Below are 26399 nucleotides of genomic sequence, written 5' to 3'. Positions count from 1 at the left end.
CGGCCTGAAGCGGGCACCGCTATCGGAGGCGAGGGGGACGACGTTGCGGGCGGCCATCTCGACGTGAAGCGTCATCGTTCGGAGGTTGCCGAGAGGCTTCCTCGGTGAGCGTGTTGTAATTTCCTCTCCCTCACGCAGATGCTTTTCGTCGATCGATCAGAAGAGTTGGATCTACAATTGGCCGTCCAGGCGATTTCCCGCAAATAGCGCAAATGGGATTCGGCCATGAACGCGGGAGGCGCGGGCACGCTTTCATGTAATCGAGGCCGATTCCCCAGTTCGAGCCAGAACAGGTCGGTGCGCGATGATGGATCACTTGACCGCCATCATCGCTTCGCACTGTCTGCGCCGCCCCTTCCAGGAACAATGCGCTGCCTGCCGTCGCTGCGACTTTGCCACAGTTGTTATTAGTATAAGGATGCGGCATTCGTTTTAGTGCGCCTCGCGGAGTCCGGAAGCACGAACCCGGGTCTACCATTTGCGGAAGGGCGACCCGAACGAATGCAATTTTGTCGGAAGGGTCAGAGGGGGACACCGTGCAGACGACACTGCTCGGCCTGGCGATTACATTCATTGTTGCGCTCATCGCCGCGCTGATCGGGCCGCATTTCATCGACTGGAGCCGGTTTCGGTCCCAGTTCGAGACAGAGGCGGCACGCGTGATCGGCGCGCCGGTGCGGGTCGAGGGTGGGATCGACGCCCGGCTGCTGCCGTCGCCGTCATTGCGGCTTGAGTCGGTATTCGTTGGAAGGCCGAACGACCCGGGACAGGTACAGGCCGACAGTCTCGCCGTCGAATTCAGCCTTGGTTCGCTGATGCGTGGAGAGTGGCGCGCAACCGAATTGACGATCAACGGTGTTGCGCTCGACCTCGGTCTCAATGACAGAGAGCGGATGGGCTGGCCACTATCGTTTAATTTCGGCTCGCTTTCTGTTGATCAGTTGAATCTCACCGGCCGCGTGGCGTTTCATGATGCTGCAAGCCGCAGCACTTTGGAATTGAACGACATCGCGTTCAGTGGAGAGGTGCGGCCATCGGGAGCTTCCGTGCGCGGCGACGGCAATTTCGTGTTGTCAGGAACGCGATATCCCTTCCAAATTTCGCTCGCACAGGCGAGTGCCGGCGGTGCCAGCCGTGTTCACGTCGCGATCGATCCCGGAACGCGGGCGGAGTTCATCGACGTCGATGGGATCTTGTCATTCGACGAGCAGATCCCGCGTTTCGATGGCGCGCTGACGCTGGCAGGTGGTGGGGAATCTGTCGGCAAAAAATTTTCGGTCGCCCCCTCTCAAAGACCATGGCGTGTATCGGCCAACGTAAAAGCAGATCCGAAAGGCGCGCGTCTCGAGCAGGTTGATGCTAGTTATGGTCATGCCGACTCTGCGCTGAGGCTCACAGGCAAAGGAGACATTCGTTTCGGCTCGTCGCCCCGGCTTCACGCTGAATTCTCCGCGCGTCAACTCGACGCCGACCGCCTGTTTGCCAAGGAACAGGCCGATCCCGCAAAGATGTTGCAGACAATGCAACGTTATCTAACAAAAATCCCGAAACCATGGCTCGCCGCCGACATAGAGATCAGCGCCGACCAGATCATGCTGGGCGGCCGCCCGATACAAAATTTCAGCACTGACTTACGCAGCGACACTGCTTCATGGACGATCAGCCGGCTGGAATTCCACGCTCCCGGCGCCACGCGCATGGCTGTTAACGGCGCGATCCTGCTGCCCGGACCGTCGTCGCGGCTCAACGGGGCACTCGACATTGAATCGTCTGATCCCGATACTTTCATCGCATGGTTGCAGGGCCGTGGCGAAGTCACTCATCTGAGCCGAAAGCCGCTGCGTGTGCAAAGCAAGTTGACTGCTGATCAAGGCCAGGTGGTCTTCGAACAGCTCAAGGCCGATATCGAGGGTGGCAGCGTTGAAGGGCGGCTGGCGTTTGTCGATTTGACACCGGAGAACGGTACGCGGGCCGAAGCTGAACTCAAAGCGGATCGTCTCGATCTTGATGCGGCGGCAAGTCTGGTGCGCGCGGTCGCGGCATTGCAAGACAGTTGGCCCAGTGAGGGACGATTGTCCTTAAATGTTGATCACGCGATGTGGGCGACACGGGAGTTCGGTCCATTTCTCGCCGAACTGAGTTATGGGCCAACGGCAATCTCGCTCGAACAATTGAAAGTCGGCTCCTCCGGCGGACTCATGATCGATAGCTCCGGTGCATTCGACCGCATCAATACCACCGGGAAGTTATCGTTGAATGCGACATCTGAGTCGGTTGCCCCTATGGCGAGCGTGATTGCTCCGCTCGCACCGAGCGTTGCGGCGCGCCTCGATGCGATACCGGCGGCCGCGGGGGCTGCCCAGCTTCGCCTCACGCTCAACGTTGGTAAGAGCCTTGCCGACAACAACAAGGCAGATGCCAGCGCTACACTCGACGTCAATCTGCCGCAACTGAAAGGCTCACTGTCACTGGTTGCAGCACCTTCACTCGCGGCGGTACGCGCCGCCGATTTTGATGTATTGGCACGCAGCGAGGTGACGCTTCGGACGAATCTGACGTCGGAGCGCGGCGGGGGCGTGCCGATGCTGCTGGGTCTTGATCGTGTGATCGCGGTTGCGAACCCATCTGTATTGGAAGCTACAGCGACGGGAACCTGGCGTACCCCGGCTCAGCTAAATGCGAGGATGTCAGGAACCGATCTGGATGCCGAAATAAAAGGAATGGTGCAGCCATGGTCATCGGATCGGAAGGCGGACCTTAATCTCACAGTTCACCGCGTCGATCTCAAGCCGCGACTGAATCTTCAGCCGTCCGGTCCCGACGGTCAGGAGGTCAGGCTCTCGTCCCATGTCATCCTGGCCGACGACAAGCTGATTTTCAGCGATCTCGATAGCGCGATCGGCGACTCGCGTATGCGCGGGCATGTTACGGTCAGTCTAGGAAACGAAAGGCGCCTCGAAGGCGAACTCGGAATCAATACGCTCGATCTGGCGACGGTGTTCGGGCTTGCAGTCGACTTCGGGGGGCGTGATCCGGCGGAGCCGTTGAATGTCGGCCTGCCGGAGGGCTGGCGCGGTCAACTGGCTTTCGCGGCGCTGCGCGGCACGTTGCCGGGAGGCGCTGAATTGAGACCCGTCAGCGGCGTTGTCAAAGGGGACGACCATTCCCTGACGTTCGATGCGATGAAGGGGAAAATCGGCGATGGCGATGCCACGGCAAGCCTCCATGTTGGGCAGACCGCCGAAGGCGTTGCCTTGAATGCGAACGTCCAATTCACCAACGTCGAGGGGGCAGCATTGCAATACGGTGCGCTGGCGATGCCTGCCGGCCGCATCTCGGCGCGGATCACACTCGCCAGCCGGGGCCGCAGCGCGTCGGCGATGGTGGGAGCGTTGTCCGGCGACGGGGTGGTCACGCTCGATCACGCGCGGATTTCAGGGCTCGATCCGCGCGTGTTCGAAGTTGCGATCAATGGCAATGTCGAGCGGGGATCGGACGATGCTAGATTGCAGGAGATCGTAGAGCAGTCTCTCACCGCCGGTCCGCTGTCGGTCGTATCGGCGCAAATTCCGTTCACGGTGAGGGATGGCCGTGTGCGTGTTAGCCCAACGCCGTTAGACGGCGAAGGTGCGCAGGCGATTGTCTCCGGCGGCTATGACATCACGTCGGATCAAGTCGATATGCGCGCTGGCCTTGCGTCAACCTCGACCGGGTCTGCGAACGATCGTCCGCAAGTTCAGATATTCGCAGTTGGGCCGTCCCACGCGATAAACCGGGCTATTGATGTCGCGGCGCTGTCCTCATGGCTTGCGGTGAGGTCGATTGATCGCGAGTCTCGCAGACTCGACTCGATCGAGCAAAGCCTGGAGCCGGCTCCGAGCGTTTCCCCGGCGCAGGCATCCCTGCAGGCTGAACCCTCAAATCTTTCCGCTAGTCTACTGGCTTCGGACGCAGCACCCGTCACTCATCCACCAAGACCAAAGCGGGATCCTCGGCGGTTCGCGGCAAGAGGTCGGATGGCCGTCCCGCTACCGTCTCGGCGTCCGACGACTGCCGCCCGGGCATCCCGTGTGCCGACACCGCCGTCGGTTGCGCGTTTGCCGGTGGAGACACAGCTCGTGGCGCCAAGGCCGGTGCGCCAGCGCTGAGGCCGCCCGTCTCCGCCGGAGGAACGAAGCCGGTGCGTCAACTCGCGAAGAAGTGTCCCCGACCAAGTCCGGGTGTTTCTTCTGATTTGCTCCGAACCGACAGGAGTGGAGCTACTTCGTGCCAAGCGGCACAAGCCGCGTTGACGGTGCCTGACGTTCGCCGATGAACATGGTGCTTACCGCTCGCGTGCGAAAATGCTCGAGGACATACAGACGAATCGCCGAAGACAAGTTGCTGGTCCTGCGATTGGTATCGATCGAAGCAATTTGTGTGGAAAGGGTTATGCCCCGCCGTGTCGCGATATCCTTCAGGCTGGTCCAGAACGCATCTTCGAGGCTGACACTGGTCTTGTGACCACCGACGACAACCGATCTTTTGACGACGGCATATTCGCGCAATGGTCCTGGTTCTCCGCGGCGGTCGCCGCTTTCGCCGTTTTGCATGATTGACTCCATCTGTATTCCGGCAAGCTTCATCATCGGCGTACGACACCGGATGTTTGTTTGGTCCAACTGCGAAAGCGGTGCTGCGGACCGTCGGTGGACCGCGCTGCGGGCATGCAGGTGACTTCGCGGTCCACCTCTGATCGGCGCGATGGCAGATCGTCAAGGCAGGTAAATAGTAGCTGAAAGTACCGGGCGTCGGTATTCGGGAAATAACCTAGCCCGGCTCACTATCGTGACGCCGACGTGCGCAGACATACGGATGAGAATTGCGCTGGTGATCTGCGGAGAGTCGATGCCTGCTATCCGAGGCTAGGACTGTGTTCGGATCCGGATGTCGTCGCGCGGCTTCGAAAGTAGTCCAGCACGAAGAGACGGATTGCCGAGGAAAGGTTGCCCTGTTGGCGGTTGCTGTCGATTTCCCCGACGAGTTCGGACAGCGTCATGTCGCGGTGACTCGAAATTTCTTTCATCCCGTTCCAGAATGCTTCCTCGAGGCTCACGCTCGTCTTGTGACCAGCCACTACGATCGATCGTTTCACTACTGGCGATTTCATGACGCGTCCTCGCCGTCGATGCGGTGTTGATCGAGCAAACGCAGTTCTCGCATCCTCTGCTGTTCGGAAAGATCGCGCTCGGCTTTGCTGCGGCCGAAGCGCGCGCGATTAGCGTCAGCGGTGGCGGCCGCCTGTTTGCGTTCGGCGCGCTTCCTGCGCTTGTTCAAGTTAATCACATCCCCCATGACTAATTCCGCTGTCTTGAATGCCGGGAACGCGCAGCCGCAAACATCGAAAATTCATTCCGCCAAAAGCGGCTATAATTGGGGATGTACCATGATGCATCGCAGCAGGGTAGAAAATTTTGTCTAATATGCCACGCAATATTAGAATATAATAATTGCCAAAACCCTGATCGTTAGAATATCAGCCTGTTAGAGAATGATAGAACTACAAAGCTCCGACCGGTCATTTTATCCTGGTCGGGTCATTTTGCTGGGTTGCACCAATCGGTCGAACTCCGCAGCCGTAACAAAGCCGAGCCGCTGAGCCTCCTCCTTTAATGTTGATCCGCGAGCGTGGGCGGCCTTAGCGACCTTCGCCGCGTTATCGTAGCCGATCCTTGGCGCGAGAGCCGTGACCAGCATGAGCGAGCGTTGCATCAATTCGCGAATCCGCTGCTCGTCGGCACGGATGCCTTTGATGCAGTGTTCGGTGAATGAACGCACGACGTCGGCGAGCAGCTGTATGGAGTCGATCATACAGTAAGCCAAAACCGGCTTGTAAACGTTAAGTTCGAAATGCCCCTGACTGCCAGCCACAGTCACGGTCGTATGGTTTCCGAACACCCGACAACAGACCATTGTCATCGCTTCGCACTGCGTAGGGTTGACCTTCCCCGGCATAATGGATGACCCAGGTTCGTTCTCGGGAAGAATCAGCTCTCCGAGGCCAGACCGAGGTCCGGAACCCAGAAGGCGGATGTCGTTCGCGATCTTGAACAGGCCCGTTGCGACTGCATTGATCGCGCCGTGAGCGAAAACATAGGCGTCGTTTGAAGCCAACGCCTCAAATTTGTTTGGAGCGCTTGTGAAGGGGAGTTTTGTAAGCAGTGCTGCATTTTTCGCAAACAGTTTGGCAAATTTTGGCTTCGAGTTCAGTCCTGTCCCCACCGCGGTTCCGCCTTGCGCCAGCGGATAGAGATCCTTCAGTGCTATGTGGAGCCGGGCCAGACCGCTCTCGATCTGCGCCGCATAGCCGGAGAATTCCTGGCCGAGCGTCAGCGGAGTTGCATCCTGGGTATGAGTCCGCCCAATCTTGACGATATTAGCGAAGACCTTTTCTTTTTCGCGTAGCGCCTTGAGCAGAGCGGCCAGGGCGGGAACCAAGTCTGACACGATGCCATGAGCCGCCGCGATATGCATCGCCGTCGGAAATGAATCATTCGACGACTGGCTCATGTTGACGTGGTCGTTTGGGTGAACGGGCTTCTTATGGCCGAGTTCGCCACCGAGCAACACATTGGCACGATTGGCGATGACCTCGTTGAGGTTCATGTTGGTCTGTGTGCCGGAACCGGTCTGCCAGACCACCAGCGGAAAATGCTCGTCGAGCTTGCCGTCGATCACTTCGCGTGCCGCGCGAATGATTGCGTTCGTGCGCCGGCGGTCGAGCAGGCCAAGCTCCCGATTGGTCTGTGCTGCTGCGAGTTTGACGATGCCGAGCGCTCGAATCAGCGGCATCGGCATCCGGTCGTCTCCGATGCGGAAGTTTTGTCGGCTGCGTTCGGTCTGGGCTCCCCAGTAGCGGTCTGCCTGAACTTCGATGGGACCGAAGCTATCGGTTTCCGTGCGCGTTTTCGCCGTGCGTGATGACGCAACCATGGTCCGGTCCGTTATGTTTGATGCCGCTGTGGGGCGCAGCCCAATCCTCCGCCCGCCAAAGGACAATCCGGCAAATGCAACCCCGGGTTACTTCTTGCGAAAGCGGTCCAGTCTGACAACCTCGGCGCCCTGGCCAGGTTTAGGTTTGTCCTCGGTTTCGGCCGGCTGAGAAGGATTGGCCGGAACGGCCAGCGCCGTCGGGGAGGGCGCAGTCGGGGTCGTCCTCGAGGTCTCGCTCGCGCTTGTCTCGATCTCAGCTTTCTCCGTCTCGGTTGTTTCTGTCGCAGCCGGCTCAAACTGCAATCCGAACTGTACCGATGGGTCGAAGAAGCCCTTGATCGCGCTGAAGGGAACCACGAGGCGCTCCGGCACCCCGCCGAACGACAGCCCGACCTCGAAGTGATCTTCGGTCACCGTCAGATCCCAGAACTGATGCTGGAGAATGATGGTCATCTCCTCGGGATATTGCGCCAGAAGGCGGGACGATATCGTCACTCCGTCGGCCGTCGACATGAAGGTGATGAAAAAGTGGTGCTCGCCCGGCAGCCCGTGCTCGGCGGCGTCCATCAGCACGCGGCGCAGGACACCGCGCATTGCGTCGCTCGTAAGCAAATCGTAGCGAATATGATCGGTTTGCATCGATTAGGTCTCGTCGCCTCGGCAGTATGCGCAAATCGCCGCGAACGTCTAAGCCGACTCGCGCCGTCTCGCGATGATACTCCCACGATCTTGCGAGGTCAGCAGCGGTTGGGGTCGGACCGGTAAGTTTCTCGTCGCCAGTTGGGCTGAAGCGGTGAACGGATTAAAGTGGAGGCTTCTGTTGCCAGGTGCCTCCGAACCCCGCCTGACGGAGCTTAACCCATCAGGACTTCAGAGTGGTCTTTCAAACTGCGTTACGCAGCCTGAGCAACCGGAGCATAGTTGTCGTTTGCAACTATTGCATAGCCCGATAACGGCGGAACCATACCGGGAAAAAGCGAGCCCTTTACGCCCTCGTCGATCCTGTTTCGCCCCCGCCAGAACCCGAAATCTGCCGAGTCGGGCTCTGGTGGAGGCGCCGGGTACTGCCCCCGGGTCCGAATGGTTTATTGCGGCGGCCATTTATTTCCATAGCCGGCGAACCGGCGCTTTTAATATAGTCTGCAAAACGTGAGGAAAAAAGGGTGCCAGACGGCACATTTTTTTGCCGTCTCAGCGATCCATTTTCCCGGGTATAATGAGGCGCGGCGCTGTCAGATCAACCGATCCGACGCTAAGTTCATCGCCCGAAAGCGCCACTGGCATGAATCAATATCACGATCTGCTCAAACGAATACTCGGCGAAGGTACGGAGAAGCATGACCGTACCGGCACCGGAACGCTGTCTGTCTTTGGACATCAGATGCGCTTCGATCTCGCATCGGGCTTTCCGATGCTGACCACCAAGAAGCTTCCCCTCCGGTCGATCGTGCATGAACTGCTCTGGTTCCTGAAGGGCGAGACCAACATTAAATATCTGAAAGACAACGGCGTCTCGATCTGGGACGAGTGGGCCGACGCAAACGGCGATCTCGGTCCGGTGTACGGCTCGCAATGGCGTTCATGGCCCGCGCCGGACGGTCGCAGTATCGACCAGATCGCCAACGTCATTGACATGATCCAACGCAACCCCGATTCGCGGCGGTTGATCGTCAGTGCGTGGAATCCGGCCGATGTCGATAAGATGGCGCTACCGCCGTGCCATTGCCTGTTTCAGTTCTATGTCGCCAACGGAAAACTGTCATGCCAGCTTTATCAGCGCTCGGCCGACGTATTCCTCGGCGTACCCTTCAATATCGCGTCTTATGCGCTGCTGACGATGATGGTTGCGCAGGTTACGGGGCTTAATCCCGGCGACTTCGTACATAGCCTGGGCGACGCGCACCTGTATTCGAATCATCTTGAGCAGGCTCGGCTTCAACTCGCGCGACCCGAGCGGCCGCTGCCGACGATGACAATTAACCCCGAGGTGAAGGATATCTTCGCGTTTCGCTACGAGGACTTCAAACTCGAAAATTACAATCCCCATCCGCACATCAAGGCCGAGGTCGCCGTATGACCGGGATTGTCTCCCTGCGTCCGGAAATAGCCCTGGTGGTTGCGGTTGCCGAGAACGGGGTAATTGGTCAGCGCAATGGAATCCCGTGGCGGCTGAAAGCCGATCTGCAACGCTTCAAGGCGATCACCATCGGCAAGCCGATCGTAATGGGGCGCAAAACCTTCGACTCATTGCGTCGGCCACTGCCGGGACGAACCAACATCGTCATCACCCGCGATCCGGACTTTACGGCGGCCGGAGCGTTGGTGACACGATCGCTGGTAGACGCGCTCGCCATCGCAAAAGGAGATGCCATGCGGCGTTCGGTCGCTGAGATTGCGGTGATCGGCGGTGCCGAGATCTATACCGCGTCCATGCCTGTAGCCGACCGCCTCGAAGTGACCGAGGTTCATGCCCAAGTCGATGGGGATACTTTTTTCCCGCCGATCGATCCTTCGATCTGGCACGAAGTCGCCCGCTGCCGAAACACGGTGGCCAGCGGCGACACTGCCGATTATTCTTATGTGACATATCGCCGTCGGATGCATTAACCGCATTCCCTGATGTTTGCATTGACATTTGTCTGATCGAATATAGCTCCTTGCAGCTAACAAGCCGCGTTGTAAGGGCCGAGAGCGTCCCCTATAAGGTCGAATGGAGAGCGAGGTTAGGCTTTAAAGGCCCATCCGCGCGGAGGAGAGTGTCGATGCCGTGGAAGAATCAAACCGGGGGGCCGTGGGGTCAGGGTCCGAAAGGGCCTTGGGGAGCCGGCCCGCAGCCGACTGGACCCAAGCCACCGGATCTTGAGGATCTGCTGCGTCGGGCTCAGGAACGTATCCGGCAACTGTTGCCAGGCGGACACCTGAGCGGCATGGGCATCTTGCTGATCCTGGTCGGCGCGGTCGTGATTTGGGGGATGTCCGGCTTCTTCCGGGTGCAGTCGGAAGAACTCGGTGTGGTGCTGCGCTTCGGCAAGCATGTACGGACCGTGCAGCCTGGCCTCAATTATCATCTGCCGTATCCGATCGAGACCGTGTTGCTGCCGAAGGCGCTGCGTGTCTCGACCCTCAATATCGGTTTGACGCTGGCTCAGGACCCGGCCCGGAACACCAGCACGATGCGCGATGTGCCGGAGGAAAGTCTGATGCTGACGGGCGATGAAAACATCGTCGACGTCGATTTCACGGTATTGTGGCGGATCAAGCCGGGCGGGGTCGGTGACTTCCTGTTCAATATCCAGAATCCGGAAGGTACCGTCAAAGCGGTGGCCGAAAGTGCGATGCGCGAGTTGGTGGGACGTTCGGATATTCAACCCATTCTAACGTCCGAGCGAACCAAAATTGAAGCTTCGGTGCATGAACTGATGCAGAAGACCCTGGATGAATATGGTGCCGGTGTTCTGATTCAGCAGGTGCAGATGCAGAAGGTCGATCCGCCGGCTCAGGTCATCGATTCATTCCGCGACGTGCAGGCGGCGCGTGCTGACCTCGAGCGGCTGCAGAACGAAGCCCAGACCTACGCCAATCGAGTTATTCCCGATGCGCGCGGCCGGGCGTCGCAGATCGTGCAGAATGCTGAAGGCTACAAGGGACAGGCCATCGCCGAAGCCAAGGGCCAGAGTTCTCGGTTTCTGCAGGTTTATGAGGCCTACAAAACGGCGCCTGACGTGACGCGCGAGCGCATCTACCTGGAGACCATGGAGCATGTGCTCGGAGACGCCGACAAGCTCGTATACGATCCGGGTTCATCGTCGCCGGGTATCTTGCCTTACCTGCCGCTGAGCGAATTGACATCGCCGCGTGGTGCCGGGACCGCGAACCAGCCAGCCAGGACGAACGGGAGCGCCCGATGAAAATCGGAGTTTTAGGGATTGCCGGGCTACTCGTGGGGCTGGCCTTGCTGGTGGTGGGATATAGTTCCGTTTTCACGGTGAGCCAGACCGATCAGGTGTTGCTGGTGCGACTGGGTGAACCGGTGCGTGTCGTCACCGAGCCGGGACTGCATTTCAAGGCGCCGTTTGTGGACTCCGTGATCCAGATCGACAAACGAATTCTGGACCTCGAGCAGGCGTCGCAGGAAGTCATTGCGTCGGACCAGAAGCGGCTCGTTGTCGATGCGTTCGCGCGCTATCGAATCAAGGATGCGCTGCGCTTCTACCAAAGCGTCGGCTCCGTCCAGGCAGCCAATATCCAGTTGACGACACTGCTTAATGCGTCGTTGCGTCGTGTTCTGGGCGAGGTCACCTTCATCCAGGTGGTGCGGGATGAGCGCGAACAACTGATGGGTCGCATCCGCGACCAGCTCGACAAGGAGGCCAGCGGATACGGCATCTCGGTCGTCGATGTTCGGATTCGGAGAGCCGATCTGCCGGACCAGAACAGTCAGGCGGTCTATCAGCGCATGCAGACTGAGCGACAACGGGAAGCCGCCGAGTTCCGCGCTCAGGGTGGTCAGAAAGCGCAGGAGATCCGGGCAAAGGCTGATCGCGAAGCGACCGTGATCGTGGCCGAGGCCAATTCCGCGGCCGAGCAGATCCGCGGCCAGGGCGATGGCGAGCGCAACCGGCTGTTTGCCGAGGCCTACAACAAGGCCCCGGACTTCTTTGCGTTCTACCGGTCAATGACCGCCTACCAGAACGGATTGAAGGGCAGCGCTACCCGCTTCCTGCTGAAGCCCGATTCCGACTTCTTCCGTTTCTTCGGGCATCCAAGCGGCAGGCCTGCGGCATCGGCGGCGAAGCCGTAAACCCGAAAGATCGCGATGCCGGGAGACGCCGCCGATGGGTTCCATCGCCTTCGCCGATTTTCTTATCGGTCTCGGTATCCTTTTCATGCTTGAAGGCATCCTGTTTGCCGCGGCACCGGATTGGACGCGGCGAGCGATGAAAAGTGCGCTGGCAGCTCCAGAACACATTTTGCGGATGGTGGGTATCGGGTCGGCAATCGTGGGCCTTATCCTGATCTGGCTGGTCAGGCGTTAGGGGGCAGGCTCTTGGCGGCCACCGACTCTATAGTTTGATCCGCCAGTGATGCTGTAATTCTAGGCAATCGCCGCGACGATCGCTGAGATCATGCGAGTGAATATCATAGGTTTTCGCGCGAAGACCGTCGGTCGGCATGAAGAGGCCGTATCGTATCAAAAGATAGATCGCCGCTTCTGTTTCTATCAGTGGCGGAAACCTACCGGAGCCAACGGGCGGGAGCGCTTCGAAAGCCTGAGCTTGCAACGTATCGTGAAGGTGGTGCCAGCTTTTTGCCGTAATCGGAAATCCCGATGGATCAGCGAGCGCCGTTTCGCTGCTTGCGCGTGTTCGGCGTCCGGCGCAGTGTATGCCCGGCAATATGCTTCTCCAGGAGAGACTCGAAACATGATCCGAGCGATTCACGCGTTGAGCTTTCGCCGGCGTTCCCTGCTGATCGCGCTATGCCTCAGCGCCGCTAGCGCCATGATATCCGAGCCGGCGCTGGCCCGCGGTCCCGATGGCATCGCCGACGTGGCGGAAAAGGTGATCGACGCGGTGGTCAACATCTCGACGACCCAAACCGTTGAAGCAAAGAGCGGCGAGAGCCGCCGCGCCATTCCACAACTTCCGCCGGGATCACCGTTCGAGGAGTTCTTCGACGACTTCTTCAAGAATCGCCGCGGCGGCAAGAATGGCGGCCTGCAAACGCACAAAACAAACTCGCTCGGCTCCGGATTCATCGTCGATGCCGCCGGAATTGTGGTCACCAATAATCACGTCATCGCGGATTCCGACGAGATCAACGTCATTCTGAATGATGGCACCAAGGTCAAGGCTGAAACCGTCGGGGTCGACAAGAAAACCGATCTCGCGGTGCTGAAGTTCAAGCCGCCGCACCCGCTGACCGCCGTCAAGTTCGGTGATTCCGACAAGTTGCGGCTCGGCGAATGGGTGATTGCCATCGGCAATCCGTTCAGTCTTGGCGGTTCCGTTACCGCCGGGATCGTCTCGGCGCGCAACCGCGACATCAACAACGGCCCCTATGACAGCTACATCCAGACCGATGCCTCCATTAACCGTGGCAACTCCGGTGGTCCACTGTTCAATCTCGAGGGCGAGGTCGTGGGAGTGAATACGCTGATCATCTCGCCGTCGGGCGGTTCTATCGGGATCGGCTTTGCGGTGCCGTCGAAGACGGTAGCAGGCGTTGTCGATCAATTACGGCAGTTCGGTGAGTTGCGTCGAGGTTGGCTTGGTGTCCGTATCCAGCAGGTCACCGACGAGATCGCCGACAGCCTCAATATCAAACCGACCCGCGGGGCGCTCGTTGCCGGCGTGGAGGATAAAGGTCCAGCTAAACCTGCCGGCATCGAACCCGGCGATGTCATCATCGCTTTCGACGGAAAGGACATCAAGGAGCCGAAAGATTTGTCTCGCCTTGTCGCCGACACGGCAGTTGGCAAGACAGTCAAGGTCACGATCATTCGCAAAGGCAAGGAAGAGACCAAGAAGGTAACGCTGGGACGCCTCGACGACAGCGACAAGGCAACGCCCGTCTCGATCAAGACCAAGCCTGATGACGACGACAAGCCCGTAACGCAGAAGGCGCTCGGTCTCGATCTCGCCACGCTTAGCAAGGATCTGCGTGCGCGCTACAAGATTAAGGACAGTGTCAAGGGCGTCATCGTCACCGATGTGGACGCGGATTCCGACGCGGCCGAGAAGCGGCTCAGCGCCGGCGACGTCATCGTAGAGGTGGCGCAGGAGGCCGTGAGTAGCGCTTCCGATATCCGCAAGCGCGTCGATCAACTGAAGAAGGACGGCAAAAAGGCAGTGTTGCTGATGGTTTCGAACGGCGCCGGCGAACTGCGGTTTGTGGCGCTGAGCCTGAAGTAGGTACGAACCACATCGGAGCGCGGTTGTCGTGGTCGGGGCAATCGCCGTTCGATGGAGCGGCGAAAGACGTGGATCACTGAACAATAAACAGGGACGGCGGCTGATTGCGCTTTAAGTCTGAATGGACTCAAGCGTTCACAAACTCGTCGCGTCGATATCCCTGCGCATAGAGCAGGGCGGTAAGGTCGCCGTGATCGATTCGGGCTGCTGCTGCCGCGGCAACCGCGGGCTTGGCGTGATAGGCGACACCTAGGCCAGCCTGCTGGATCATGCCGAGGTCGTTGGCGCCGTCGCCGACCGCCAGCGTATCAAGATTGTCGAGATCGGAGGCCTCGCGCAGTTCGATCAGAGTTGCAAGTTTCGCCTCGCGACCGACGATCGGTTCGGCGGCCGCGCCCGACAATTTTCCGTCTTCGACCAGTAGCGTATTGCCGCGATTTTCCTGAAAACCGATCATGGCGGCCACTGCTTTGGTGAACAAGGTGAAGCCGCCTGAGATCAGGCAGGTATAGGCTCCATTGGAGCGCATGGTCATGACCAATTCGCGCCCGCCCGGTGTCAGCGTGATGCGCTTTGCCAGCACCTCGTCTACGACTGATACGGAAAGACCCTTCAGCAACGCCACGCGCTCACGCAGCGCGGTTTCAAACTGCATTTCGCCGCGCATGGCACGCTCGGTGATTGCTGCTACATGTGCCTTGAGACCGGCGAAATCGGCGAGTTCGTCGATGCACTCCTGGCCGATCATGGTGGAATCCATGTCGGCCAGAAACAGCTTCTTGCGCCGGCCGAGCTGCGGCTGGATCACCACGTCGATCGGCAGATCGCCTCGCGCCTCGCGCAGGCGCTGCGCAATGGCCGGAATGGGCTCGTCGCTTTCGAAGGGAATGTCGGCCGCGACTTCGTCCCACAGCCAGCGCGCCGGGCCGGCATTGCTCAGAATTGCGCGCGCGCCGTCGAGCACCGTGCTATCGAGCGCGGGGTTAACCGGATTGCAGATCAGCGTGGCGACGAGCGACATGGATGGGGAGAGCTCTGGCGAGGTAAACGGGCAGGCGACGGATGCCGTGCTTATCGCAGGGCCGACCGCGAGCGGCAAGTCTGCGTTAGCGTTGTCGCTTGCCGAACGGACGGGCGGCGTCGTCATCAATACCGACTCCATGCAGGTCTATCGAGATCTCCGCATCTTGACCGCGCGGCCGACCCCTGATGAGGAGGCGCGAGCGCCACACCGGCTCTACGGCCATGTCGATGCGAGCGTGAACTGCTCCGCCGGGATGTGGGTCGCCGATGCAGCGGTCGCTCTTGCCGAAGCTCGCGCGCAAAACCGGGTGCCTATCTTCGTCGGTGGCTCCGGCCTTTACTTCAAAGCGCTGACGCGCGGCCTGTCGGCGGTGCCGCCGATTCCGTCTCAGGTGCGCGATGACGTCCGAGCGCGCCTCGAACGTGATGGGGCCGAAGTGCTTCATGCTGTTCTCGCGCGGCGCGATCCGGCGGCGGCGCAACGTCTGAAACCGCGCGACCGCGCCCGCATCGCCCGTGCCCTCGAAGTGGTCGAGACGACCGGACGCTCGTTGATCGATTGGCATAGCGATGGCTTGCCGCCGTTGCTGCCGCCCGAGCGGGCGAGGGCGGTCTTCGTTGCTCCGGATCGTGAAGTGCTCTACGCGCGGATCGACGCCCGTTTCGATGCGATGCTGGCGGCCGGGGCGCTGGAGGAAGTCGCGGCGCTGGCCGAACGGCGTCTCGACCCGTTCCTGCCGGCAATGAAGGCGCATGGCGTCCCCGCGCTGGTCCGGCATCTGCGCGGCGAGATTTCGCTGGCGGAGGCCGCCCAGATCGGGCGCGCCGACACGCGCCACTATGCCAAGCGGCAGTTCACCTGGTTTCGCCATCAGTTGACAGAGTTCGCCTGGGTGCGGCCTGAGGAGGCCAGAAAGGCGCTGGACTAAGGGGGTTTGACGTTTCGCGCTGAGGCGTCTGGCCCCTCGGCCCCCTTCCAAACCGCCGAAACCGGCTTATTTGCATCGAAACACCGTTGACGGCCGCAAATCCGCCCCGTATAACCCGCGCAACCTTTGGGAACGTTAGCTGTAAAATGCGCAACTTTGTTATCCGCCACCTCGTCCCCGTTATCATCGTATCCTGGAGCACCGCCCGGGACGGCTGAGCCGTCCGAATGGAAGGCGGTGTGCCGGGGGCCTTCAAGGCCCTTTTTTATTGTTTGCGACGCTGGCGGACACGAAGCCTGCGCGAATCCGGAGCCGACCATGAGTCAGACCAAGCGCCAAGATTCCAATCAGATGACCGGTGCGGCCATGATTGTTCGAGCCCTCGTTGACCATGGTGTCAAAAGCATTTTCGGTTATCCGGGCGGGGCCGTACTCCCGATCTATGACGAAATTTTTCAGCAGAGCGATATCGAGCATGTCCTGGTGCGGCACGAGCAGGGCGCGGGTCACGCGGCCGAAGGCTACGCCCGCTCCACCGGCAAGCCGGGGGTGGTGCTCGTGACCTCGGGGCCCGGCGCTACCAATATGGTGACGCCGCTGACCGATGCGCTGATGGACTCGATCCCGCTGGTCTGCATCACCGGCCAGGTGCCGACGCACCTGATCGGCAACGATGCGTTTCAGGAATGCGACACTGTCGGTATCACCAGGCCCTGCACCAAGCACAACTGGCTGGTGCGCGACGTCAACGATCTCGCCAAGGTGTTGCACGAGGCGTTCTATGTGGCGACTACTGGCCGCCCCGGGCCGGTCGTGGTCGATGTGCCCAAGGACGTGCAGTTCGCCACCGGAACCTATCACCCGCCGCGCAAGACCGATGTCCACGCGTCATACAAGCCTCAGATAAAGGGGGATGCCGGACAGATCCGCAAGGCTGTCGCGCTGCTGGTGAATGCCAAGCGGCCGATGATCTATACCGGCGGCGGCATCATCAACTCGGGCCGAGAGGCGTCGAAGACGCTGCGCGCGCTGGTCGAAGCCACTGGTTTTCCGATTACGTCCACTTTGATGGGACTAGGGGCCTATCCGGCCTCCGGCAAGAACTGGCTTGGAATGCTCGGCATGCACGGCACTTATGAGGCCAACATGGCGATGCATGACTGCGACGTCATGCTGTGCATCGGTGCACGCTTCGACGATCGAATAACGGGTCGTACCGATGCGTTCTCGCCGGGATCAAAGAAAATTCACATCGATATCGACCCCTCATCGATCAACAAGAATATCCGCGTCGACGTGCCGATCATCGGTGATGCCGGCAGCGTGATGGCCGACCTGTTGCAGGCTTTCAAGGCGGAAGGCAAAAACCCTAAAATCGATCCGTGGTGGTTCGAGATCGGGCGCTGGCGCGCGCGAAACTCGCTGGCTTATAAGAAGAACGACGATGTGATTCTGCCGCAGTTCGCGATCCAGCGTCTGTTCGAGGCGACGCGAGGCCGGGACACCTACATCACAACTGAGGTCGGCCAGCATCAGATGTGGGCTGCGCAGTTCTTCGGATTCGAGGAGCCGCACCACTTAATGACCTCGGGTGGCCTCGGTACTATGGGCTACGGTTTGCCGGCCGCGCTGGGAGTGCAAGTGGCGCATCGCGACAGCCTCGTCATTGATATTGCCGGCGATGCTTCGGTACAGATGACGATGCAGGAGATGTCGACGGCAGTTCAGCACGAACTCCCGATCAAGATCTTTATCCTCAACAACCAGTACATGGGCATGGTACGGCAGTGGCAGCAGTTGCTGCACGGCAACCGCCTGTCGCACTCGTATTCAGAGGCGCTTCCCGATTTCGTCAAGCTCGCCGATGCCTTCGGCTGTGTCGGCCTGCAGGCGACCAAGCCGTCTGATCTCGACGGCGCGATCAGGGAGATGATCTCGGTGAAGAAGCCGGTGCTGTTCGACTGCCGCGTCGCAGCGCTGGAAAACTGCTTCCCGATGATTCCATCCGGCAAGGCGCACAACGAAATGCTGTTGCCGGCGGAAGCCAATGACGATGCGACCGCGGCCGCATTTGCCGGCGGCAAGGCGCTGGTGTGAAAATGTCTCGAAGTGTCGCCACGCACAGATCGTCATGCGCGGACTTGATCTGCGCATCCATCGTGAAGACGGCTTGCCGGGGCACAGGCGAACGAAACGACGCCGTTTTACGAACGGCTACGCTCGGCAATGACGGCAATCACGATATCGATTTGAGAACATATCCATGAACCAGCCCGCTTCCGCCTACTTTCTCGAAGAGCGCCGCGATCCGAACGAGACGCACACGCTGTCGGTGCTGGTCGCCAACGAACCGGGCGTGTTGGCGCGGGTGATCGGGCTGTTCTCAGGTCGCGGTTACAACATCGAAAGCTTGACGGTGTCCGAGACCGAAAATCAGAAGCACGTCTCGCGAATTACCATCGTCACCACTGGCACCCCAATGGTGATCCAGCAGATCAAGCATCAGCTCGACCGCATGATCCCGGTTTATCAGGTCGTTGATATGACACTGACCGGGCGCTCCATCGAGCGCGAGCTAGCCATGGTCAAGGTGAAGGGTTCGGGGGACCAACGTATCGAGGCAATGCGGCTCGCAGAGGTCTTTCGTGCTCGTGTGGTGGATGCCACCAATGAGAGCTTTGTGTTCGAGATTACGGGCGGCACCTCGAAGATCAATCAGTTTGTCGACCTGATGCGGCCGATCGGTCTGGTCGAAGTGTCGCGAACCGGTGTCGCTGCGATCGGGCGCGGACCGGAAGGGATGTAAGGTCATGCTGGCGCGCGACTGGTTTTACAGTGAACGTGGGCGGATCGGATTGGATTCGCTCATTGCTGCGCGCTCCGCGATCTATGATCACGATGATAGCGGCAGCCGGGCTCGCGCAACTCTCGCCAAGCTAGGCGTGCGGCCCGGCTGGCGGATCGCAGATATCGGTTGCGGCACGGGCACGCTTGCTTGTGAAGCCGCCAGGATGGGTGCGGAAGTCTATGCGGTCGATATTGCGCCGGCAGCGCTCGCTCTGGCCGAGGCCCAGGCGCGTGACGGCAACGTTGCGATCCGGACTCAGGCGGCCGGTCTGCTCAGTTTTGCTCTCGCATCGGATTCTCTGGATCTGGTCGTGAGCGAGTTCACGCTGCATCATCTGCCGGATTTCTGGAAGGCAGTCGCGCTGTCACGCATGTTCCGCGTCGTCAAGCCCGGCGGACAGCTGTTTCTGCGCGACATCGTGTTCGTCCGCGAACCGGATGGCTCCGACCGAACGGTCGAGCAATGGGCGGAATTCAACATCAACAACCACGACTTCCCAAGCGGCGAGGTCGCCAGCCACATGCGCGACGAACATTCGACCTTTGGCTGGGTGATTGAGCGGATGCTGAAGGACGTCGGCTTTGCGCTGGTATCTGCGGACTATCACGCGCCGCTTCACGGCACTTATCTCTGCCGCAAGCCAGGCGACGAGCCTCCGGCATAGTCTTGTGTTTGTCGCCGGCGCTATTCACCTTTTCCTACCGGACGACCTTTGAAGTTTTTCCATCATTCAAGGCATTGCAGCGGACTTGTTTCCCGGCATCCGTAGCCCTAAAACCGGGCGCAACTTGTGGCCGCAAAAGAGGACCAACCATGCGTGTTTATTACGATCGCGACGCCGACCTGAACCTGATCAAGGGAAAGAAGGTGGTCATCGTCGGCTATGGTAGCCAGGGCCACGCCCATGCGCTGAACCTGAAGGACTCCGGCGTCAAGGAGGTCGCGATCGCGCTGCGCAAGGGCTCTGCTTCCGCCAAGAAAGCTGAGGCTGCTGGTTTCAAGGTGATGGAAGTCGCCGATGCCGCGAAGTGGGGCGATCTCGTGATGATGCTGACGCCTGATGAACTGCAGGGCGACATCTATCGCGAGCAGCTGCACGACAACATGAAGAAGGGTGCGGCGCTCATCTTCGCGCACGGACTCAACGTGCATTTCAATCTGCTGGACCCGCGCGCCGATCTCGACGTCCTGATGATCGCTCCGAAAGGTCCTGGCCACACTGTGCGGGCGGAGTATCAACGCGGCGGCGGCGTTCCTTGCCTGATTGCGGTTGCCAAGGATTCCTCGGGTAACGCGCATGATCTTGGTCTTAGCTACGCCTCGGCGATCGGTGGTGGCCGCGCTGGCATCATCGAGACCACGTTCAGGGAAGAGTGCGAGACCGACCTGTTCGGCGAACAGGCTGTGCTCTGCGGTGGTCTGGTCGAGTTGATCAAGAACGGCTTCGAGACCTTGGTGGAAGCCGGTTATGCACCAGAGATGGCCTACTTCGAGTGTTTGCACGAGGTGAAGCTGATCGTGGATCTGATCTACGAGGGTGGTATCGCCAATATGAACTACTCGATCTCCAATACCGCTGAATACGGCGAATACGTCACGGGTCCGCGCATCGTGACCGCGGAGACGAAGAAGGAGATGAAGCGCGTGCTCGACGATATTCAGTCCGGCAAATTCGCTCGCGACTGGATGCTGGAAAACAAGGTCAACCAGACTTCCTTCAAGGCGACCCGCGCAAGGCTTGCTGCCCATCCGATCGAGGAGGTCGGTGCAAAACTCCGCGACATGATGCCGTGGATCAAGAAGGCCGCACTGGTCGACAAAGCGAAGAACTGAAGTTCTTCAATCCTGCCTATGATTGATCGCGCGGTACGATCTCAATGATCAGGAGTGTGGTGCGCGGGTCGACTAACAGTGAGTTGAGGCTCCCTCTCCCACAAGGAGAGGGAAAGGTACCGCGCTGTGAGGGTACACAAGTAAGCACCCACCACCTTATTTCTCGTCGATCTTCGCCCATAACCACCGCGCCACCGTTGCCGATGAACTGTCCGCGTCGCTGCCGCTGGCGCGAAGATTTGCCTCGCGCATGAGCGTGAGGCTGATTCTTCCGAGCAACGGCTGAATTGCGGCACGCAGCTTTGCGTCGTTGGCGCGCCGCGGCGATATCAGCACGATCGCGTCATAGGGCGGAATGGCGTGTCGGGGATCGTCAAGCACGGTCAGGCCGTATTTGGCGATCAGTCCATCGCTGGTGTAGCCCGCTATCACGTCGACTTCACCGGAATCCACCGCGGCATACATGAAGTCCGACTGCATCTGCCGCCGCTCGCGAAACGACAATCCGTAAATCTTCTTCAGAGTTATCCATTCAGGCCGGGCAAAGAATTCGTAGTCGCCGGAGATCGACATCGTGCCCGCGCGGGCGGCGAGGTCGGAGATCGAATGAATGTTCAGCGCGTCAGCTCGTGTTTTTGGCATGAGCAGCGCGTAGGCGTTCTCGAAGCCGAGTTCACCAAGCAGCGTGATATTCTGCCGCGCCAGCGTCGCCTTGAGCTCGGTGAGTAGTTCCTCGCGCGGCTTGACGTCTGTTATATGGAACTGATTGGACCACAGCGTGCCGGAATAATCGACGTAGACGTCAACGTCGCCATTCGCTAGCGCATCGAAAATGACGTTGGAGCCAAGACCCTCGCGGGTGGCTACGGGAAGACCCGCGGCTTGTAGCCGGTGCGAGATCAGCGCCGCGAGCACATATTGTTCGGTGAAGGTTTTGGCGCCGACGATGTAGGTGGGTTTCGCGCGGGTGAGGGAGGGCGCTAGTGTGGCCGCAACGAGAATTGCGATTCCGACAAGGCCGACTGACACGCGGATGGGACGACGTATCCGCAAGCCGGATTCGATCAGCGCCAGCAACTGATCGACGACCAGCGCGAGGCCTGCCGCGGCGATGCAGCCGAAGAGCACGAACACCCAGTTCTGGGTCTGCAGCCCGGCAAAAATGTAGTTGCCGAGACTGGTCTGGCCGATCGGCGTAGAGAGTGTCGCGGTGCCGATCACCCAAACCGCTGCGGTGCGGATGCCGGCCATGATCACAGGAAGCGCCAGCGGAAGTTCGACCATGACGAGGGATTGCCGCGCCGTCATACCGACCCCTCGAGCCGCTTCCGTCAATGCAGGATCAATCCCCTGCAAGCCTGTGATGGTGTTGCGCAGCACCGGAAGCATCGAATAGAGCGCCAGCGCCAGGACCGCAGGCAAGAATCCGAATGCTGAGAATCCGAGGCTGAACCATCGCGACGTCATTGTCGCCAGAGCCAGGAGGAGCGGATAGAACAAGGCCAGCAGCGCAAGCCCCGGCATGGTCTGCACGATGCTTGCAAAACCGAGAATCATACTCCGCAGCACCGGCCGGTTGCGAGCGGCCAGCGCGAGCGGAAAACTGATCACGAGTCCCAGCGCCAGCGCCGTCACGCTGACGCGGACGTGGTTGCCAAGATAGTCGGGCAGGTGACCGAGCGCTTCATTCCAGCGCGGATCAAAGAGCAGGCTCATAACGTGGTGCTCTGCGAGAGCGCTGCCAGAAGCCGCTCGGCCTGGCGGCATGGCGTTCCGAGCAGCTCGCCGACATAAGGGTTGTCGATGCGGGACAATTCCTTTGCCGTGCCCAGCGCAACCAGGCGACCTTCGTGCATGACAGCAACGCGATCCGCGAGCAGCAGCGCTTCGGTCATGTCATGGGTGATCATGATGGTTGTGAGACCGAGCCTGGCGTGCAGCGCACGATAGTCGTTGCCGAGCGCGTCACGCGTTACCGGGTCGAGGGCACCGAACGGCTCGTCCATCAGGACGATGCGCGGCTCTGCGGCAAGTGCTCGCGCTACGCCGACCCGCTGGCGCTGGCCACCGGAAAGTTCATGCGGAAAGCGATCGCGGTGTTGGGCGCGGTCGAGTTGCACCAGATCGATCAACTCGTCGACCCGCGCGGCGATTTCGGATTTCGGCGTCCCGAGCAGGCGGGGCGTGATGCCGATGTTGGCGGCGATAGTCATATGCGGAAACAGGCCGCCGCTCTGGAATACATAGCCGATGCTGCGGCGCAGCCCGATCGCGTCGATTCCGGCGATATCCTCGCCTGCAACGGTGATAGTTCCGGCGTCGGGATCGATCAGGCGATTGGCGAGCCGCAGCAGTGTGGTCTTGCCGGAGCCGGAACCGCCGACAACGGCGAGGAATTCGCCCGCGCCGATGGCAAACGAGACGTCGTCCACGGCTCTTACATCGTCGTCTCTTGCACAGCCGCCTTTGAAGCTTTTGGCGACATGTGAAAACGCGACCAGCGGTGAGGTTTCGCTCATGCCCTGCGGGGGGTATCACACGGTCGCCATCGCACCAAGCCCATGCCCTTGGTGGCAACAGTAAATTCTAGGCGAAGCCCGAACCCACAATACAGTTCGAGTTTTGATCCGGTCGGTGACGCTGGAAAGCATCGACGATTTTATCTTGTTGTCCCCGCCTTTATTTTGTTTTGGATCCGATTTCTCGCTACGCTCGAAACCACCATCTTCCGCAGGAAATGGGGAAGCAAAGGCGCAATTCCCTTATGAGAAAGACATCATCATCGTTGTTGCCAGAACAATTAAAACGCTACGTGGAGCCCTTTCGTGTCGATGACACCAGGGCGTTTCGTCTCGCCTCGTACAAAACTGCGGAGCGCGGCGGCATCGACAAGGACAGCGGGCAGGAGATTATCAAGGCCAACCGCGACCGCCTTAGCGATTTGCAGGAAAAGCTCTATGCGCAGGATCGCTGGTCGCTGCTCTTGATCTTCCAGGGCATGGATGCCGCCGGCAAGGACAGCGCCATCGAGAGCGTGTTCGACGGCGTCAATCCCCAAGGCTGCGACGTGCATTCCTTCAAGCAACCTTCAACGGAAGAACTCGATCATGATTTCATGTGGCGCGCGGCGCGGCGGCTTCCCGAACGCGGGCGCATCGGTATCTTCAACCGCTCCTATTATGAGGAAGTACTGGTGGTGCGCGTGCATCCGGAAATTTTGGCAAAGCAGAAAGTTCCACCGAAGCTGGTGACGAAGAACATCTGGCGCGAACGCTTCGAGGATATTTCGGCTTTCGAGAAATATCTCGCCCGTAACGGCACGCTCGTGCTGAAATTCTTCCTCAACGTCTCGAAGGAGGAGCAGCGCCGGCGCTTTCTCGATCGCCTGGAGGAGCCGGCGAAGAACTGGAAGTTCTCGATGGGCGATGTCGCCGAACGAAAGCTCTGGGACAGGTATCAGGCGGCCTACCAGGACATGATCCGCCATACATCCTCGCTCGATGCGCCGTGGCACATCGTGCCGGCCGACCACAAGTGGTTCGCGCGTGTCGTGGTCGGATCTGCCATTGTCGGCGCGCTGGATAGGCTGGACCTGCGGTTCCCCAAGGTCGACAAGAGCGAATTGGGTGAATTCAAGAAGGTTCGCAAGGCATTGCAAAATGAGAACAACAGCGCGTTGCGCGTAAAGAAGGCAGCGGTGAAGCATGCTGCGGGGGAGAAGTCCGAAGTTGCTTCCGATTCGTCGGCATCTCGAGGAACAGGGAGGCCGGCACGAACGAACTGAGCAGAGTGGTTGGTCACGATTCCTGACCAAATTTTGGGCATTGCGATGTCAGGTCATTCTCGTCTAAAATCTGTAGAGGAAGGGTCGGCAACGAACCGTCAACGGTTCTTGTTGAAAATGACCCTCTAAAGGGTTCGGTAATGCTGGCTTGCAGCGAAATGGCAGGAGTTCACGGGCTGGTGGCGTCGGCTGCTTGTTCCGAAGAGATTCCGGCTATGCCCATGCCCAGTCTGCTGACTGGCGGGCTTCTGCTTCTTATCGGCCCCTGAGCGCCGGCTGGGCAGTTGTTGCCTGGGCACTCAGGGGAACGCAGGAAACACCAGAACCCCTTCGAGCGCCCGCACGGCGCATTGACCCAGAGGATCTTTCCCCATGACTACCGCGAATAAGTCCGACAAGGACCGCGTCGTTATTTTCGACACCACCCTGCGCGACGGTGAGCAATGCCCCGGCGCCACCATGACTTTCGAGGAGAAGATCGAAGTCGCCGAGATGCTCGACGACATGGGAGTCGATATCATCGAAGCCGGCTTCCCAATCGCTTCGGTCGGCGATTTCGAAGCGGTTGCGGAGATCGCGAAGAACGCCAAAAGCGCGGTGATCGCAGGTCTGGCCCGCGCCATTTCCGGCGATATCGCTCGTGCCGGTGAAGCGGTGCGTCATGCACGGCGGGGCCGCATCCACACCTTCGTTTCCACGTCGCCGATCCATTTGGCGCATCAGATGCGAAAGAGCGAGGCGGAGGTGCTGGAAATCATCACCGCCACGGTGACGCAGGCCCGCAACCTGGTCGAGGATGTCGAGTGGTCGGCGATGGACGCGACCCGCACCCCAATTGACTACCTGTGCAAATGCGTAGAGACGGCGATTGCAGCCGGCGCCACCACCGTCAACCTGCCAGACACCGTTGGCTATGCGGTGCCTGACGAGTACCGGCGGATGTTCAAGACCATTCGCGAGCGGGTGCCGAACGCGGATAAAGCGATCTTCTCGGTGCACTGCCATGACGATCTGGGTCTCGCCGTCGCCAACTCGCTGGCCGGCGTCGAGGGTGGCGCGCGCCAGGTTGAATCCACCATCAACGGCATTGGCGAGCGGGCAGGGAACGCCGCGCTGGAAGAAGTCGTGATGGCGATCAAGACCCGCGGCGATGTCATGCCGTATTGGTGCAACGTCGAGAGCACCATGCTGACTCGTGCCTCCAAGCTGGTTTCGGCCGCCACCTCATTTCCGGTGCAGTATAATAAAGCGATCGTCGGCCGGAACGCGTTCGCGCACGAGAGCGGCATTCATCAGGACGGCATGTTGAAGAACGCGCAGACCTACGAGATTATGACGCCGGAGAGCGTCGGCGTGAAACAGACCTCGCTGGTGATGGGTAAGCATTCCGGCCGCCATGCCTTTCAGCACAAGCTGGAAGAACTCGGCTACAAGCTGGCCGAGAACCAGTTGCAGGATGCGTTCGTGCGCTTCAAGGCACTGGCCGACCGCAAGAAGGACATCTACGACGAGGACATCATTGCGCTGGTGGACGAGGAAATGGCCGCGTCGCACGATCGAATCAAGCTGTCATCGTTGACAGTGATCGCAGGCACCCATGGCCCGCAGCGAGCGACCATGAAGCTCACCGTCAATGGCCAGACCCGGATCGAGGAGGCCGAAGGCAACGGGCCGGTCGACGCCGTATTCAACTGCATCAAGAGGCTAGTGCCGCACGAGGCCAAGCTCGAACTCTATCAGGTTCATGCGGTGACCCAGGGCACTGACGCACAGGCGGAAGTGTCGGTGCGTCTCAGCCAGGACGGCCGCGCGATGACATCGAAGGCCGCCGATCCTGACACGCTGGTTGCATCCGCCAAGGCCTATCTCGGTGCGCTAAACAAGATCGTGATGAAACATCAGCGCGACCTTCCTTCGGCCGCTGCCAGTTGACTGCTCGTTCCGCAAGTGAAACGGACGGTGCGTCAACCGCCGTTTGTGCGAGCGACAGATCCTGACGCGACATATCATCGCGACGAATCGCGAGGCGACATTACATCTTCGTAAGATAGGGTTCCCTTGCGAAGATGTAATTTGCTTGGTGTGCTGCGCGCCCC

22 protein-coding genes and 1 other RNA gene are annotated in these 26399 nt (G+C 59.8%); 14 read left to right on the top strand and 9 right to left on the bottom strand.

Translation table 11 applies throughout. The features are described 5' to 3' along the window. Window positions 1-536 precede the first annotated feature (536 nt). On the top strand, window positions 537-4148 hold the full coding sequence (locus tag GGQ85_RS10550) for an AsmA family protein (RefSeq protein ID WP_309774468.1): 3612 nt from the start codon (window positions 537-539) through the stop codon (window positions 4146-4148). Between the two features lie 111 nt (window positions 4149-4259). Here GGQ85_RS10550 and GGQ85_RS10545 read toward each other — a convergent pair whose 3' ends face one another. The 6 genes from GGQ85_RS10545 to ssrA form a co-directional block, all read right to left on the bottom strand. Next, entirely contained in the window at window positions 4260-4592 is a 333-nt protein-coding gene (locus GGQ85_RS10545; RefSeq protein ID WP_309774522.1) for a ribbon-helix-helix domain-containing protein, read from the bottom strand. Between the two features lie 302 nt (window positions 4593-4894). Next, window positions 4895-5149 (bottom strand): ribbon-helix-helix domain-containing protein, encoded by a 255-nt coding sequence (locus tag GGQ85_RS10540; protein WP_079447385.1) that lies wholly within the window; start codon window positions 5147-5149, stop codon window positions 4895-4897. Continuing rightward, window positions 5146-5334 (bottom strand): DUF4169 family protein, encoded by a 189-nt coding sequence (locus GGQ85_RS10535; RefSeq protein ID WP_309774467.1) that lies wholly within the window; start codon window positions 5332-5334, stop codon window positions 5146-5148. Before GGQ85_RS10535 ends, GGQ85_RS10540 begins: the two co-directional genes overlap by 4 nt. Window positions 5335-5562: 228 nt before the next feature. Further along, complete coding sequence (gene fumC, locus GGQ85_RS10530; RefSeq protein ID WP_309774466.1) at window positions 5563-6972, bottom strand: class II fumarate hydratase; 1410 nt, start codon at window positions 6970-6972, stop codon at window positions 5563-5565. Window positions 6973-7059: 87 nt separating this feature from the next. After that, window positions 7060-7611: an SspB family protein gene (locus tag GGQ85_RS10525; RefSeq protein ID WP_079447382.1), complete on the bottom strand. Its 552-nt coding sequence runs from the start codon at window positions 7609-7611 to the stop codon at window positions 7060-7062. Window positions 7612-7778: 167 nt separating this feature from the next. After that, window positions 7779-8137, bottom strand: a transfer-messenger RNA (tmRNA) gene (gene ssrA, locus GGQ85_RS10520). A gap of 117 nt (window positions 8138-8254) precedes the next feature. Here ssrA and GGQ85_RS10515 point away from each other — a divergent pair. The 6 genes from GGQ85_RS10515 to GGQ85_RS10490 all read left to right on the top strand — a co-directional run bounded on the left by GGQ85_RS10515 (window position 8255) and on the right by GGQ85_RS10490 (window position 13886). After that, window positions 8255-9049, top strand: coding sequence for a thymidylate synthase (locus GGQ85_RS10515; RefSeq protein ID WP_309774465.1), 795 nt, complete (start codon window positions 8255-8257; stop codon window positions 9047-9049). Then, on the top strand, window positions 9046-9579 hold the full coding sequence (locus GGQ85_RS10510) for a dihydrofolate reductase (RefSeq protein WP_309774464.1): 534 nt from the start codon (window positions 9046-9048) through the stop codon (window positions 9577-9579). The genes GGQ85_RS10515 and GGQ85_RS10510 overlap by 4 nt, the downstream gene beginning before the upstream one ends. 155 nt (window positions 9580-9734) lie before the next feature. Beyond that, window positions 9735-10880 (top strand): FtsH protease activity modulator HflK, encoded by a 1146-nt coding sequence (hflK, locus tag GGQ85_RS10505; RefSeq protein ID WP_079447380.1) that lies wholly within the window; start codon window positions 9735-9737, stop codon window positions 10878-10880. Then, on the top strand, window positions 10877-11773 hold the full coding sequence (gene hflC / locus GGQ85_RS10500; protein WP_309774463.1) for a protease modulator HflC: 897 nt from the start codon (window positions 10877-10879) through the stop codon (window positions 11771-11773). Before hflK ends, hflC begins: the two co-directional genes overlap by 4 nt. A gap of 34 nt (window positions 11774-11807) precedes the next feature. After that, window positions 11808-12008 carry a DUF2065 domain-containing protein gene (locus tag GGQ85_RS10495; protein ID WP_079447378.1) on the top strand — a complete coding sequence of 67 codons (201 nt, stop codon included), beginning with the start codon at window positions 11808-11810 and terminating at the stop codon, window positions 12006-12008. Between the two features lie 387 nt (window positions 12009-12395). Next, window positions 12396-13886 (top strand): Do family serine endopeptidase, encoded by a 1491-nt coding sequence (locus GGQ85_RS10490; RefSeq protein ID WP_309774462.1) that lies wholly within the window; start codon window positions 12396-12398, stop codon window positions 13884-13886. A gap of 127 nt (window positions 13887-14013) precedes the next feature. Here the strand turns inward: GGQ85_RS10490 and serB are convergent, their stop codons facing one another. Then, entirely contained in the window at window positions 14014-14907 is an 894-nt protein-coding gene (gene serB, locus GGQ85_RS10485) for a phosphoserine phosphatase SerB (protein ID WP_309774461.1), read from the bottom strand. On the opposite strand from serB, the gene miaA reads away from it, so the two are divergent. The 5 genes from miaA (at window position 14906) to ilvC (ending at window position 20519) form a co-directional block, all read left to right on the top strand. After that, complete coding sequence (gene miaA / locus GGQ85_RS10480; protein WP_309774460.1) at window positions 14906-15838, top strand: tRNA (adenosine(37)-N6)-dimethylallyltransferase MiaA; 933 nt, start codon at window positions 14906-14908, stop codon at window positions 15836-15838. The genes serB and miaA overlap by 2 nt on opposite strands. Before the next feature lie 318 nt (window positions 15839-16156). Next, window positions 16157-17935, top strand: coding sequence for an acetolactate synthase 3 large subunit (locus GGQ85_RS10475; RefSeq protein ID WP_309774459.1), 1779 nt, complete (start codon window positions 16157-16159; stop codon window positions 17933-17935). Window positions 17936-18101: 166 nt separating this feature from the next. Beyond that, window positions 18102-18644, top strand: a complete 543-nt coding sequence (ilvN, locus tag GGQ85_RS10470) for an acetolactate synthase small subunit (RefSeq protein WP_079447372.1) — start codon at window positions 18102-18104, stop codon at window positions 18642-18644. 4 nt (window positions 18645-18648) lie between these two features. Further along, the gene (locus GGQ85_RS10465; RefSeq protein WP_079447371.1) at window positions 18649-19350 is read left to right on the top strand and encodes a class I SAM-dependent methyltransferase; all 702 of its coding nucleotides are present in this window, start codon (window positions 18649-18651) and stop codon (window positions 19348-19350) included. Between the two features lie 149 nt (window positions 19351-19499). After that, on the top strand, window positions 19500-20519 hold the full coding sequence (gene ilvC, locus GGQ85_RS10460) for a ketol-acid reductoisomerase (protein ID WP_309774458.1): 1020 nt from the start codon (window positions 19500-19502) through the stop codon (window positions 20517-20519). Between the two features lie 156 nt (window positions 20520-20675). On the opposite strand, the gene GGQ85_RS10455 is transcribed toward ilvC, so the two are convergent. Continuing rightward, window positions 20676-22235, bottom strand: a complete 1560-nt coding sequence (locus GGQ85_RS10455) for an ABC transporter permease/substrate-binding protein (RefSeq protein ID WP_309774457.1) — start codon at window positions 22233-22235, stop codon at window positions 20676-20678. Then, window positions 22232-23038 (bottom strand): ATP-binding cassette domain-containing protein, encoded by an 807-nt coding sequence (locus GGQ85_RS10450; protein WP_309774456.1) that lies wholly within the window; start codon window positions 23036-23038, stop codon window positions 22232-22234. The genes GGQ85_RS10455 and GGQ85_RS10450 overlap by 4 nt, the downstream gene beginning before the upstream one ends. Before the next feature lie 245 nt (window positions 23039-23283). On the opposite strand from GGQ85_RS10450, the gene GGQ85_RS10445 reads away from it, so the two are divergent. Continuing rightward, window positions 23284-24303: a polyphosphate kinase 2 family protein gene (locus GGQ85_RS10445; RefSeq protein ID WP_079447409.1), complete on the top strand. Its 1020-nt coding sequence runs from the start codon at window positions 23284-23286 to the stop codon at window positions 24301-24303. Between the two features lie 372 nt (window positions 24304-24675). Then, window positions 24676-26235, top strand: coding sequence for a 2-isopropylmalate synthase (locus GGQ85_RS10440; protein ID WP_079447367.1), 1560 nt, complete (start codon window positions 24676-24678; stop codon window positions 26233-26235). Window positions 26236-26399: the final 164 nt, after the last annotated feature.

The sequence above is a fragment of the Nitrobacter vulgaris genome (assembly GCF_031453995.1).
In the GTDB taxonomy this organism is placed as follows: Bacteria; Pseudomonadota; Alphaproteobacteria; order Rhizobiales; family Xanthobacteraceae; genus Nitrobacter; species Nitrobacter vulgaris.
The sequence above is the reverse complement of the archived record's forward strand: the minus strand, read 5'-3'. Positions and strand labels throughout refer to the sequence as shown.